This window comes from Alteromonas sp. AWJ4_197 (assembly GCF_056160285.1).
In genome coordinates this window covers 1-14,253 of sequence record NZ_JBSWWW010000003.1, presented here as the reverse complement: position 1 = coordinate 14,253, position 14,253 = coordinate 1, and the positions used below count along the sequence as shown (strand labels likewise).

At 40.3% G+C, this 14,253-nt stretch carries 11 protein-coding genes; 10 read left to right on the top strand and 1 reads right to left on the bottom strand.

Annotation, left to right across the window (positions count from 1 at the left end):
• Positions 1–27: 27 nt before the first annotated feature.
• The 10 genes from gmd (at position 28) to ACXAGC_RS06565 (ending at position 12,946) form a co-directional block, all read left to right on the top strand.
• Positions 28–1,071, top strand: a complete 1,044-nt coding sequence (gmd, locus tag ACXAGC_RS06610) for a GDP-mannose 4,6-dehydratase (RefSeq protein ID WP_474843493.1) — start codon at positions 28–30, stop codon at positions 1,069–1,071.
• On the top strand, positions 1,055–1,945 hold the full coding sequence (locus ACXAGC_RS06605; RefSeq protein ID WP_474843491.1) for an NAD-dependent epimerase/dehydratase family protein: 891 nt from the start codon (positions 1,055–1,057) through the stop codon (positions 1,943–1,945). Before gmd ends, ACXAGC_RS06605 begins: the two co-directional genes overlap by 17 nt.
• A complete protein-coding gene (locus ACXAGC_RS06600; RefSeq protein ID WP_474843489.1) occupies positions 1,946–4,426 on the top strand; it encodes a glycosyltransferase in 2,481 nt (826 codons plus the stop codon). It begins immediately after the preceding gene.
• 73 nt (positions 4,427–4,499) lie between these two features.
• Positions 4,500–6,446, top strand: a complete 1,947-nt coding sequence (locus ACXAGC_RS06595; protein ID WP_474843487.1) for a glycosyl transferase family 90 — start codon at positions 4,500–4,502, stop codon at positions 6,444–6,446.
• A gap of 35 nt (positions 6,447–6,481) precedes the next feature.
• The gene (gene rfbA / locus ACXAGC_RS06590; protein ID WP_474843485.1) at positions 6,482–7,363 is read left to right on the top strand and encodes a glucose-1-phosphate thymidylyltransferase RfbA; all 882 of its coding nucleotides are present in this window, start codon (positions 6,482–6,484) and stop codon (positions 7,361–7,363) included.
• Positions 7,364–7,414: 51 nt separating this feature from the next.
• On the top strand, positions 7,415–7,960 hold the full coding sequence (gene rfbC, locus ACXAGC_RS06585) for a dTDP-4-dehydrorhamnose 3,5-epimerase (protein ID WP_303575284.1): 546 nt from the start codon (positions 7,415–7,417) through the stop codon (positions 7,958–7,960).
• Between the two features lie 9 nt (positions 7,961–7,969).
• Positions 7,970–8,848 carry a dTDP-4-dehydrorhamnose reductase gene (rfbD, locus tag ACXAGC_RS06580; protein ID WP_474843483.1) on the top strand — a complete coding sequence of 293 codons (879 nt, stop codon included), beginning with the start codon at positions 7,970–7,972 and terminating at the stop codon, positions 8,846–8,848.
• Positions 8,845–9,927: a dTDP-glucose 4,6-dehydratase gene (gene rfbB / locus ACXAGC_RS06575; RefSeq protein ID WP_474843481.1), complete on the top strand. Its 1,083-nt coding sequence runs from the start codon at positions 8,845–8,847 to the stop codon at positions 9,925–9,927. Before rfbD ends, rfbB begins: the two co-directional genes overlap by 4 nt.
• Positions 9,928–10,008: 81 nt before the next feature.
• Positions 10,009–11,727, top strand: coding sequence for a glycosyltransferase family 2 protein (locus ACXAGC_RS06570; protein WP_474843479.1), 1,719 nt, complete (start codon positions 10,009–10,011; stop codon positions 11,725–11,727).
• A 34-nt stretch (positions 11,728–11,761) separates the two neighbouring features.
• Positions 11,762–12,946, top strand: coding sequence for a nucleotide sugar dehydrogenase (locus ACXAGC_RS06565; RefSeq protein WP_474843477.1), 1,185 nt, complete (start codon positions 11,762–11,764; stop codon positions 12,944–12,946).
• 43 nt (positions 12,947–12,989) lie between these two features.
• Here ACXAGC_RS06565 and ACXAGC_RS06560 read toward each other — a convergent pair whose 3' ends face one another.
• Complete coding sequence (locus tag ACXAGC_RS06560; protein WP_474844146.1) at positions 12,990–13,721, bottom strand: hypothetical protein; 732 nt, start codon at positions 13,719–13,721, stop codon at positions 12,990–12,992.
• Positions 13,722–14,253 lie beyond the last annotated feature (532 nt).

Sequence of the window (14,253 nt, the reverse complement as noted above, 5' to 3'; positions counted from 1 at the left end):
ATAATATTTAAATTTTGAGGTTAAATAATGGACAAAAATAGAGTAGCTGTAATTACAGGGATTACAGGGCAGGATGCTGCATATTTAGCTGAACTACTTTTGAACAAAGGTTATAAAGTTTATGGTACTTACAGAAGAACGAGTTCAGTTAACTTCTGGCGTATTGAAGAGTTGGGTATTAAAAATAATCCGAATCTGCATTTGATCGAATATGATTTAACTGATCTATCATCGAGTATAAGACTGTTACAATCTTCGAATGCGCAGGAAGTATATAATCTCGCGGCTCAAAGTTTTGTTGGGGTATCATTTGATCAACCTTTAACAACAGCAGAAATTACCGGTATTGGTCCTGTTAACTTACTGGAAGCAATTAGGATCGTAAATCCAAAAATAAAGTTCTATCAAGCATCGACTTCAGAAATGTTTGGTAAAGTGCAAGCAATTCCCCAAATTGAAACAACTCCATTTTATCCAAGAAGTCCCTATGGTGTTGCAAAGTTATACGCTCACTGGATGGTAGTGAATTATCGAGAATCGTATGATCTGTTTGCCACGAGTGGAATATTATTCAATCATGAATCACCACTTAGAGGTCAAGAATTCGTTACTCGGAAAATAACCGACAGTGTTGCAAAAATTAAACTTGGACAACTTGATGTACTAGAACTCGGAAATTTAGATGCAAAACGCGATTGGGGATTTGCAAAAGACTACGTCGAAGGTATGTGGTTAATGTTGCAGGCTGAAAAGCCAGATACATATGTATTGGCTACGAATCGTACAGAAACGGTACGGGATTTTGTCACGATGTCATTTAAAGCTGCTGGAATAACTATAAAATGGATTGGCGTGGATGAAGAAGAATACGCTATCGACGAAGCAACAGACAAAACTATCGTAAAAATTAATCCGAAGTTTTACAGACCTGCGGAAGTAGATCTTCTAATTGGAAATCCGGAAAAAGCACAGAGAGAGTTAAACTGGACTCCAAAAACATCTTTAGAAGAGTTATGTTCTATGATGGTTCAAGCCGATCTAAGGAGAAATAAAATTGGATTTTCATTCTAAAAAGGTTCTTATAACCGGCGTAAACGGATTTACTGGTAATTACTTACGATTGAGATTAGAAGATGATGGATATGAGGTTTACGGTTTATCTCAAAATATTTCTAAATCAGAAAGAGTCTATAAATCGGATCTTTCAAATAAGGAAGAATTAACAAAAATTATTCAGACCATAAAACCTAACTATATAATTCATCTTGCAGCTATTTCATTTGTTGCACATGAAAATACATCAGCTTTCTACAAAGTAAACGTAATTGGAACTGAGAATCTGCTTGATGCTGTACTATCATCTCAATGGATACCGGAAAAAATATTAATATCGAGTAGCGCAAATGTGTATGGCAATAAAGGTGGAAAAATTTCGGAAGTAGTAAGTGCTGAGCCTGTAAATCATTATGCTTGCAGTAAATTCGCAATGGAAAGGATTTCATCTAATTTTTTTGAATATCTTCCTATAGTTATTACAAGGCCATTTAATTATACGGGTGTAGGGCAGGCTGATAAATTTTTGGTTCCTAAGATCGTCAATCATTTCAGGATGAATAAAAGTTCAATTGAACTTGGAAATATTAATGTAGAAAGAGACTTTTCGACAGTGGACTTTATTGTCGATTCATATGTTCATTTAATTAAATCGCCCTTTAAAAGTGAGATATTTAATATATGTAGCGGAAAAAGTATATCTTTATTAGGGATAGTTAAAATTTTGCAAGAAATTTCTGGTTATGAAATTGATATAAATGTTAATCCTTTATATGTTCGGAAGAATGAAATAAGTAAAATAGTTGGAGATAATAAAAAGTTACTTACTGGCTTTCCAAATCTGAAGGTTCCAAATTTTAAATGTTATCTAAAAGAAATGTTAAAGGGTTAGATGATGGCAGAAAATAATAATTATGAGGGATTTGTAGACACCTATGAGGGTGGTTTAATAATTGGTTGGGCTAGAAGTATTTCTGATGATAACCCGTTGAAAGTTATTGCTAGAATTGGTAATAGAATGCTGGGAAGCACAATTGCTAGAAATTACCGCCCTGATTTAAAAGATGCTGGTAAAGGTAACGGTTACGCTGGATTCAATTTTGAATTAAGTCAATCAGCTTTACAATATGCTGATGAATCAGAGTTAGAGATTGAAATAGTCGCTAAAGGTGAAAGTGAACTTTTGCTAAGTAGATTTTTGTTTAAGCGAAATCAGCTATCAAAAATACAGAAGGAAAATATTTATACTGAATTTGAGGAGTTCGATTTTTCATTCCTTAACAAAAGCACAAAATTTCTTTCTGAAAAAGACCTTCCTGTAGATCTTTTTAAATATAGAGAGTATAAAAAAAAGCAAAATAAAGTAATAAATAAATTATTTGAGATTGCAAACGACAAGGCTACTGCATGTGACAATTATAAATATCAACCAAAACCAAGGATATCTAAATATTTAGATTTTACAAGGAAGCGATTTCGAGTAGACGGTGTTTTTAAAACTGATTACCTTGCTGAAGATATTGATAACTATTTGCTATGGTATATTGAGTCGTATGGGGCACATAGGAATCCAATACGCATTCCTTTTTCCAGTGTAGAACTCGATTACTTAAATGAATTAGTCGTCTTTCCAGGTTGTAAGTATAAATTTAGTAGATTACACGTCCTTTATTTATTCAAATATCAACCTGCCTTGGATATTCAGAAAATACTGAATAACATCGATGATTTCAAACAAGAAGTATATAAATTTTGTTTGTATACAGCGTGTACTTTAAATGTCCAAGATTGCTTATTACCAGATTCATACAGAACCCTGATGGGAAGCGTTGGACACAGTCAGCGAACAAATAATTATCCGTTGACCGCAATGGCAGAACTGTATTTTCGGGAGAATCAAGAATTAAATTACTTTGATTTGAATTCTGAAGTAAATAGGAAAGCCTTTTACGCATTACTCTTAGTCCGGTCTACTAAATTACTGCCTCTGATTTTCGCAATACCAAGTTCTGTTATACTTGAATTCATTTCAAAAGATCACAAGTTTAATTTTATTGAAGAGCTATATAGTTTTTGTACTTCAGAGACTATTAATACAATTAATTTCAGTTCGGGTCACATCCTTAGTACGTTTCTACAAAAGGGATTAAATTTATCTACAAAATCTTTTTTAACTATTGACGATAAAGGAAATCGAACAGAGGGAAATGTCTATGAGTCACCGTTAGAAAGTGATATTTTTGAATATGATGTTCAACTTATAGGACCGGTGAATAAAGCATCTGGACTAGGTCAAGCTACAAGATTGAGTGCTGATATTCTTGCTGCCACAGGTCTTGATGTTAATATTGTTGATTTTGGTTTAGATAACCCTGCTAAAGAGGGATTTAACGCTCAAAAAACTGAAAGTACTTTAGCTAAGGCAAAGATTAATCTTATACATTTAAATGCAGAATCTATTCCTCTTTTATTTGCGTATTATCCGGATTATTTCAGCAACAGTTATAATATTGGATATTTTTATTGGGAACTGGATTCTCCGGCAGACTGTCATGCATTAGGGATGGAACTTGTTGATGAAATATGGGTTTCGACAGACTATGGTGTAGACCAGTATTCAGGATATGTAGATAAACCTGTTGTAAATGTTGGTATGGCATATGAAGAAATTAAAGACGTAGATAATCAGCTGGGTAAGACCTTACTTGAAGAAAAATATGGTATTCCTCAGAGTAGTACGGTGTTTTTATTTGCATTTGACTCCTTTTCATTTCCTGAGCGGAAGAATCCACTTGGAACCATTACTGCTTTTCAGAATGCTTTCCCTGATGATGAAGAAGCTATTTTACTTATCAAAACTCATAATAGAGATTTTATCGTCGATAAAAAACAGATTGAGATATGGGAAGAAATTAATCATAAAGTATCAATGGATTCTAGAATAAGGATTGTGGATGAGACATTCAAATACTCCGATTTAATCAAGTTTAAATCTGGATGTGACTGCTATGTGTCTCTTCATCGTTCTGAGGGTTGGGGTTTTGGAATGATTGAAGCGATGGGCTTGGGACTTGCTGTAATTGCAACTAATTACTCGGGTAACTTAGAGTTCTGTTCGTCAGAAAATTCATGGTTAATCGACTTCGAATTGAAATATGTTGACAAAGAGGATTATGTTTTTGTAAAGGCAGGACAGCAGTGGGCAGAGCCTTCCATAGTAAGTGCATCAAATGCAATGAGAGAAGCCTATTACAATAGTGAGAAGAGGAAAGATATTGCTCAAAAAGGTAAGAGTACCGCATTGAAAGACTTTAGCGTTCGATCTATATCAACCCGATATCTAAACAGGCTAAATGAAATCTTAAATGGCTAACGGACTTTTTATTAATGACATCTAAAATTAAATATCTAGATCTATTTTCACCTTTATTAGTAGGGAACAACGTGTGAGAAATTTACATTTGCATGCTGGTTATCACAAAGCTGGCACTTTCTCTTTGCAGCACTTTCTTCTTAATAATGTAGAGCAGATTAAAGGTAGAAATTTTGAGTTCGTTTATACTCACGAAAGTGGTAACAGTTCTGCGTCATTCATCGTTAAAAATATAGATTCCCGCTTGCATGTTAATGTTTTAGACGATTTTTTTAACATGGTGTTGGCTTCACAAGCAAATAATGTAATTGTTTCAGCTGAACATATTTCTCTTTTGAATTCATATGAGTCTATATCTGGATTTTGTGAAAGGCTGAGAGAAAAATTTGATAATATATATATATATTTTTACTATATGCGACAGGATGTTGCTTCTATACTTTTGAAACAACAAGCTACTAAAACAGCTTTTTTAAATTCTAATCCTTCTAGCATTTTATGTGGTCATTCGTTAAATGCTTTGCCTGATGTGTCTCAAAACTTGTTAGATTATTTCGATTACCATCAGAAATATCTTTGGTGGATAGAGGCTCTTGGTAAAAATCATGTTCACTTTTTTCCATATTTAAATGAGAAATCTATTTGTGAAGATTTTGCTAAAATTGTAGAAATAGATTTTAATTCTCAATCTATTATCAAAGAGCCTTTGGTAAGTCGTAGTAGAAGCCTTATCAAGCATACTTTAATATCTATGAACTTGTCTCAGGATTCTTTAAAGTTATCAGACGAATTAATTGTTGATGATTCTTGTTTTTTAAAACCATCAGGTAAGGAACGTCAAAGTTTTATTAATTTATTTTCTGAATCGAATTTAAGATTTTGTAATGAATTGCAGTCATTTTCTCTTATCAATAAATTTGAAGCTTATTCTTCCGACAATGATTCTGCGAATAATTATTTTGATCTTAGGTCAATCGAGAATTTAAGAAGAGTACTAGAAACTAGTTTTTCAAATGTTGTTACGGATTATATTTCAAATTGTGTAATAAAAAAATATGAAGTTAGTTCGCGAAGTATTCTTAATGCTCCTAAAAATAAGGTCAGTCATGTTGATTCTCATTTTATCCCTATAGATGAACGTATTAACTTTTATCTAGGAGCTTCCAGTAGTTTGGAATCATACGATTTTTCTAGCAAGACTAGTATGAAATCTGATGAATTTCGTAATGATAAAGTTTTCATAGGATCTTACGAACAGATTTCAAAGATACATAGTCCCGGCTCTTATGTTGCTGACTTTATTAAATATTTATTAGATTTTGATATAAAGGATATTATTGAGAAAAAATTTATTTTTCAATTTGGCGATCAGATTGTTGATGAAAATGAACCGGTGATCTTGAAGTCGAGAAGTACAGATACTAGCTTTGGCATACTTTTAAAATTGAATACGATGCGTCATTGGAAAAACCTACCAAATGATTCTTTACGCTGGAACGAAAAGAAAAACGATTTGGTGTGGCGTGGTGCATCAACTGGTTATTTAGATGATGAGTGTAATTCTCGTTTTGTTCTGGTTAACGGCTATGGGCGAATCCTAGACGTAGGTTTTTCAGAAATTGTACAAGGAAAAGGTAAGTGGTCTCATCTCATTAAAGATAAGCTCAGCATAAATCAACAACTAGATTATAAGTATATAATCTGTTTAGAGGGTAATGATGTTGCTACTTCGTTAAAGTGGATTTTAAAATCTAACAGTGTACCTATAATGCCTAAACCTACTAGAGACAGCTGGCTAATGGAATCTAAGTTAGTCCCTTTTGTTCATTATGTTCCTATTAATAGTGATTTATCTAATTTACTCGAGACCTTGGATTGGTGTAGAAAAAACGATAATTTTTGCGAACAAATAGCAAAAAGTGGAAAGGAATATTTCCGGCAGTTTGAAGATCTTGAAACTGAAAGTTATATAATTCGGAAAGTATTAGAGTCATATCTCGATATTACGGGTCAAATTTAATTTTTTATTGTTTTTCGAATTGTAGGGTAGAAGTTATGAGAAAAGGAATAATACTTGCCGGTGGCTCAGGCACACGCCTCCACCCGCTAACTAAAGTCGTCAGCAAGCAACTGATGCCGGTGTATGACAAGCCGATGATTTTCTATCCGCTGGCGACGCTGATGATGTCCGGTATCCGTGACATTCTCATCATAACCACGCCGCAGGAGCAGGCCCGGTTCATCGAACTGATTGGTGATGGTTCTGACCTCGGAATTAATATTCTGTATGCCGTACAACCTTCCCCGGACGGTCTTGCGCAAGCTTTCCTCATTGGTGAAGAGTTCATCGGGAACGATGCCTGCACGCTTATTCTCGGTGATAACATCTATTATGGCCACGATTTAAAAGTTTCCCTGAAGAATGCGTATCAGCAGGAAACCGGCGCGACAGTTTTTGGCTACCACGTGAACGACCCTGAACGTTACGGCGTGGTGGATTTCGACGAAGACTGGAATGCACTGTCTATTGAAGAGAAGCCTGCCAAGCCTAAATCAAACTATGCGGTCACCGGTCTTTATTATTACGACAACCGCGTGGTGGATTTTGCTAAGGCTGTTAAGCCTTCTCCCCGTGGCGAGCTTGAAATTACCGACCTGAATAACCTTTATCTGCAGGACGGTTCGCTGAAAGTCGAACTGATGGGGCGTGGTTCTGCCTGGTTGGATACCGGTACGCTGGACAGCCTGCTGGACGCTGCTAACTTTGTGGCTGCAATTGAAAAACGTCAGGGCCTCAAAGTTTGTTGTCCGGAGGAAGTGGCTTTCCGCATGGGCTTTATCGATGCGGTACAGCTTGAAAAGCTGGCAGCCCCGCTTAAGAAGAGTGGCTATGGCGATTATCTGATGAAAGTCATCAGCGACCGCGTTAAAGTGTAACGGTACGCTGTCACGCTAAAAAGATTATTCGATTTTTATTCAGGTAAAAGTATGCAAGTAGTATCGACGGACATTCCGGATGTCAAAATCATTGAGCCCCGCGTCTTTGGTGACGAGCGTGGCTTTTTCCTCGAAACCTTCCGCACTGACTGGTTCAAACAGGAATGTGCCGATGTGGATTTCGTACAGGACAACCATTCAAAATCTAAGCAGGGCATTCTCCGTGGTCTGCATTATCAGCTGGAACAGACTCAGGGCAAGTTAGTCCGTGTGGTCAGCGGCGAAGTGTTCGATGTGGCGGTGGATATGCGTAAAGACTCGCCCACGTTTGGCAAATGGGTCGGCGTAATGCTGTCAGCTGAAAACAAACGTCAACTGTGGGTGCCGGCCGGTTTTGCGCACGGTTTTTATGTGACCAGTGAATCGGCAGAGTTCGTTTACAAGTGCACGGATTATTATCATCCTGCCTCAGAAGTGTCGGTGAAGTTTGATGACCCGACTATCGGTATCAACTGGCCGCTGGTAAACGGCGAAGCGCCGTCGCTGTCTGCAAAAGATGCGGAAGGCCTGGCCTTTACCGACGCACCGGCATTTTAAGGAAAGCCCATGTCAATTGTTGTAATAGGGAAATCCGGACAACTGGCTTACGAGCTTCAGCAGGCAGGCGGTGGCAACATTGTTTGTCTGGGTCGTGATGATATCGACATCACGAATCCGGCAGCTCTCGCCGAAACGCTGGACAGCATTAAACCTGAAGCTGTCATCAATGCTTCGGCCTACACCGCAGTAGATAAAGCAGAATCTGAACCGGAAGCAGCGGCGCTGATTAATACACAGGGCGTGGCGAATCTTGCTGAGTACTGCAAAGCAAGCGATATCTTCCTGGTGCATGTGTCCACCGACTATGTGTTCAACGGTAAAAAAGGCTCGCCTTATACCGTGGATGACACCATTGAACCGCAGGGCGTATATGGACAAACCAAAGCCGATGGTGAAAAAGTGCTGTTAAACACCATCCCGGATGCAAGCTGTTTAATCCGCACCGCCTGGGTGTACTCGACCCACGGCAATAATTTTGTCAAAACCATGCTGCGCCTGATCGCAGATAAACCACAGCTCACTGTGATTGATGACCAGATTGGTTCGCCTACACTGGCAAGCGGGCTGGCACAGGCCTGTTTGTTTGCGGCACAAAACAAGACGGCCGGTGTTTACCACTGGACTGACGAAGGCGTCACCAGCTGGTACGATTTTGCACTGGCCATTCAGGAACTGGCAGTCGAAAAAGGCCTGCTTGAAAACAACATTCCTGTATTGCCTATTCCGTCGTCACAATATCCCACACCGGCGAAGCGACCGCACTACAGCGTGCTGGATAAAACCCTGACCCGCGAAACCTTTTCTTCATTGCAACCTGCCCATTGGCGTGCACAACTTTCCGCCATGCTGGATGCACTGAAAGCACAACAGAGCAATACACAATGAGCAAAACCATTTTAGTGACCGGCGGTGCCGGCTTCATCGGTTCGGCGGTAGTCCGTCACCTGATTAACGATACCGACCATACGGTTATCAATGTAGATAAACTGACTTATGCCGGTAACCTGGAGTCACTGACTACCGTGTCAGACAGCGACCGCTACTTCTTCGAAAAGGTAGATATCTGCGATGCCGACGAAGTAAAACGTGTATTCAACACACACCAGCCTGACATCGTTATGCATCTGGCAGCAGAATCACACGTTGACCGCTCTATCGACGGCCCGGGTGAATTTATCCAGACTAACGTCGTCGGCACTTACACGTTGCTCGAGCAGGCTCGCGCGTACTGGTCAAAGCTGGAAGGTGAGAAAAAAGACAGCTTTAAATTCCACCACATATCCACCGATGAAGTGTACGGCGACCTGCCACATCCGGATGACGTGGAAGAGGGCACAGAACTGCCACTGTTTACTGAAACAACGCCCTACGCACCCAGTTCACCCTATTCCGCGAGTAAAGCATCTTCAGACCAGCTGGTCCGTGCCTGGCTGCGCACCTACAAACTGCCAACACTGGTGACCAACTGTTCGAACAACTATGGTCCGTATCACTTCCCTGAAAAACTCATTCCGCTGGTTATCTTAAATGCTCTGGCCGGAAAGCCGCTGCCGGTATACGGCAAAGGCAATCAAATTCGTGACTGGCTGTATGTGGAAGACCATGCGCGAGCACTGGTTGTGGTAGCCCTTAACGGTGAAATTGGTGAAACCTATAACATTGGCGGCCATAACGAGAAACAGAACATCGACGTGGTGAAAACCATCTGTACTATTCTGGATGACGTGAAGCCAAAAAGTACCAGGTACGCAGAGCAAATCACTTACGTAACAGACCGTCCCGGCCACGATATGCGCTATGCCATCGATGCCTCCAAGATTCAGAAAGAACTGGGCTGGACACCGCAGGAAACCTTTGAAAGCGGTATCCGCAAAACTGTCGAGTGGTATCTGAACAATGAAGCCTGGTGGAAAGCGGTGTTAGACGGCAGCTATCAGGGTGAGCGTCTGGGCGCAGGTAACTAAGCACCATTGTAATCAATCATGTTAAGATACTAAGGCCGCTATTAAACGCGGCCTTTTGTTGCACGCATGGAAAATGGCAGTATGAAAAAAATTGCGATGATGACGGTAAAGGGAGCAGTGGGTCTGTTACCAAAATCCGTTAAAGCCCGGTTAAAAGACAATCATAAGCTGACGGAGTTTTACAGTCGCTCATTACAACGCTCCGGCTTGTTCTATGGCTTTCCTTCAAAGAAGAAAAGAATAGCCTTGTACGGTGCTTACTTGAAAGAGCAGAATCAGGCACTAAAGAGTTTCTCAGGCAATGATTCTGCCGGCAATGCGCTCTTTCTTGTTGTGTTGGGCAAGAAGCAATCAGAACAGACTCTGAGTTCAGCAAAAAAGTGTGGAATTCTTTCTGAGCGCATTTTCGTCGTAAATACAAAAAGTTCTGCGAACAGCAACAACGAGTTCTCAAGTATTTGCGAAGCCGTTGCAGGCATTCCTGCATCATCTGGGGTACTCCTCGTAAACAGTGGTGATACTCTTGTTGAGGAAGCTTCTGATATTTTTGCGTCATCAGGTGCTGATGCAGATATTTTTTATTGCGATACAGACAAGTTCGATAAAAAAGGAAAACGTACTTCCCCCCATTTTTTGCCTGACTGGAATCCGGATTTATTATTTTCAACTGCTTATGTCAATACCGGTGTTATGTTTAGTGCTGAATTGATCAAAGGAATAGCCAGTCAGGAAACTACTATTGCCGGTCTGCTGGCAAAAATAGCAGTACATAAGAAAGACACTATCATCAGGCACATTCCCTATACGCTGGTGCATCGGGGTAAAGACTCGCTCAAAGAGAGAGCGTTAAACGAAATTACCTGCATACTCAATGAAACCGGTAAGCCGGTATCGGTTTACGATAAAGAACTGGGCATAAACCATGTTCAGTGGCCGGTGTTGAGCAACCCGTTAGTGTCGCTAATTATACCCACCAGGAATGGAAAAGAACTGGTTCAGGCATGTATTGAGTCCATTTTACAAAAAACGACGTACAATAATTTTGAAATACTACTTATTGATAATGGCTCAGATGAACAGGAAAGCATTGATTATTTTAAAAAACTGAGTCAGGAGCCGCAGATACGCGTATTGTCATATCCGGGTGAGTTTAATTACTCAGCCATTAATAACTTTGGCGTACAACATGCAAGAGGAGAGGTTGTTGGCCTTATCAATAATGATATAGAGGTTATCAAACCTGAATGGTTAACATACATGCTGAGTCATGCGTTAAGAGATGATGTCGGTTGTGTAGGTGCGAAACTGCTTTATTCTGACGGCAGGGTACAGCACGCTGGTGTTGTTCTGGGATATGGTGGCGGAGCAGGGCATGCTCACAAGTATTTTCCCCGATATCACCCGGGTTATTTGAAACGATTGATTGCCACACAGAATTATTCGGCTGTAACAGCTGCATGTTTACTGGTGAAAAAATCAAAATTTATTGAAGTAGGTGGTTTAAATGAGAAAGATCTCACTGTCGCCTTTAACGATGTAGATTTTTGCCTCAGGGTCAGAGAAACTGGTGTCAGGAACCTGTATTGCGCGGAAGCGGAGCTCTATCACCATGAGTCTGTGAGCCGGGGGCTTGATCTGTCCCCTGAGAAAGCAGCCAGATTCAAAAAAGAGCTCGATTATCTTCAGGTACAGTGGTGTGATTACATTCAACATGATCCTGCCTACAGCCCGAACCTCACGTTAAAGCGGGAAAATTTTTCTGTGAAAACGAAAGAAGAGTTCAGCGAGTCCGGCAATTAACGGAATTAAGAATTAAAGTTGGAGAAAGATATAAATGGAAGCAAATAAAAAGCTCAAAGTCGCAGTAGCCGGGACTGGCTACGTAGGATTATCAAACGCAGTGCTGCTTGCCCAGCACAATGAAGTTGTTGCTGTTGACTTAGTTCCTGAAAAGGTAGAAATGCTCAACGCACGGAAGTCGCCTATTGAAGATAAAGAAATTTCTCAATATCTGGCGGAGAAGGAACTTAATCTCAGAGCGACTCTTGATGCTGAAGAGGCATACCGCGATGCAGATTTCGTGGTTATCGCAACGCCTACTGATTACGACCCGCAAACCAACTATTTTAACACCGGCAGCGTTGATGCAGTCATCAAAACTGTAATGAAAGTAAATCCTGATGCGGTTATGGTTGTTAAATCAACCGTACCTGTAGGTTTTACCAAAGAAGCAAAACTAGAACACGGTACTGACAATCTTCTATTCTCACCTGAGTTCTTACGTGAAGGTCGCGCGCTCTACGACAACCTTTATCCAAGCCGTATTATTGTGGGCGAAAGAAGTGAGCGGGCTGAGGTGTTTGCTGGCTTACTCAAACAAGGTGCAATTAAAGAAGATATCGAAGTACTGTTTACCGACAGTACTGAAGCAGAAGCCATTAAGCTTTTTGCCAACACTTATCTGGCAATGCGGGTTGCTTATTTTAATGAACTGGACAGCTATGCAGAAAGCAATGGTCTGGATTCTAAGCAGATCATCGAAGGTGTAGGCCTTGACCCGCGTATCGGCAAACACTACAACAATCCAAGTTTTGGTTATGGTGGTTACTGCTTACCTAAAGACACGAAGCAGCTGCTGGCAAACTACAGCGCAGTGCCTAACAACATGATTCAGGCTATTGTCGATGCTAACCGCACCCGTAAGGATTTTGTGGCCGATTCGATTATCAGTCGCCGTCCTAAAATTGTCGGCATTTTCCGTCTGATCATGAAGTCCGGTTCGGATAACTTCCGCGCCAGTGCGATTCAGGGTATCATGAAACGTATTAAGGCCAAAGGTATTGAAGTGGTGGTCTATGAACCGGTTATTAAAGAGGATGAGTTCTTTAATTCCCGTGTAATTAACGATTTGAATGCGTTTAAAGAAATGTCAGATGTTATTGTTGCTAACCGTGTGACAGACGATATTCGTGACGTTCTTGATAAAGTCTACAGCCGCGATTTGTTCGGTGCAGACTAATTAAGAAAGAAAACAAGAAGGGGAGCGTTTGCTCCCCTTTGTTTTATCTGTTCAGTACTACCTGTATATCTTCGTCAGTTAGACCTATGGACTGACCATATTCAGCCAGCCTTTCGTCACTGACACCATAACTTTGCGCTGTTTCCAATATCCGGATTGCCTGCTCTTTCTCTGCATGAGTTTGCTGCAGGGCGGTGGTAATTACCTCATCCGACTGGGCAGGGAACACTGCAAGCAATGCATCAACAACATACTCGCCTACATAGGGTACAGTATTCAGTGCGGTTGACAGGATCTCAATTACCTTATTGGGATGCTCCTGAGATAACGTCTGCACAATACGATCGGCCGAGTCAGGTTCAGTTTGTACTGCTACACGAACGATTTCATCCAGCTCTTCCGGAGTCGTGTCGGCTGCGGCCTGAACAACAAAATCTACATAACTGGGTTCAGCGCGAATTGCCAGCTTAACGATATTAGTACAGGTACTGACATCTTTCTCAATTGCCATCTGCACAATATCCTGAGTAGAAGCGGGCTGTGCTGAGATGGCGGCAAAGATAATTTCGCGGTATTTATCAGGATAAGTATCCAGTGCAACATCTACAATAGACACCACATCCTGGGGATAGTGGCTGGCAATCGATCGGATAGCCCGGCCAATAGACATGTTTTGATCAACCTGACGTTTCAGAAACTGGATCTGAAAATCATCATTATTATTCTTAACTGTGTCTGCGTTAGATGCTGCGAAACATAGTGCGGGTAAACACATAGCTACTACAAAAAACGGTATGCTAACTCTGGGAGTCATACTCCACCCTCATTAAATTACGTCCCTAATGGACGCTATTATTGCTCTTATAATAGAGCTATCGTATTCGCAATTAGTTCAAATTGTCTAATTATTGTATGTATAGTCTATAAAGTAATCATTCGAACGCATAAACACAACTTTTTTAGGTGTAGGTGTTGACGTGCGATTATAAATCTCTAAAATGCGCCCCACTTCTGACAGGGAGTCACGAAAGAGACTACTAAAGAAGTGTTATAACACAGAGCAAACGTGATGAGTTATAACAGTTTTCACTGAAAAACACTTGAGAAATTAAATTCAAAAAGTTGTTGACACTGAAAACGAAGCGGGTAGAATGCGCGTCCCGCTTCAGGGAGAAACACTGAAGTAGCTAAGAAAATTCTTAGCATTGTTCTTTAAAAATTTATAACAAGACAATCTGTGTGGGCACTCGTTAAGAGTGTCAACCGACGATTCATAAAAGTTTTTCGATATATTTAATTGAAGAGTT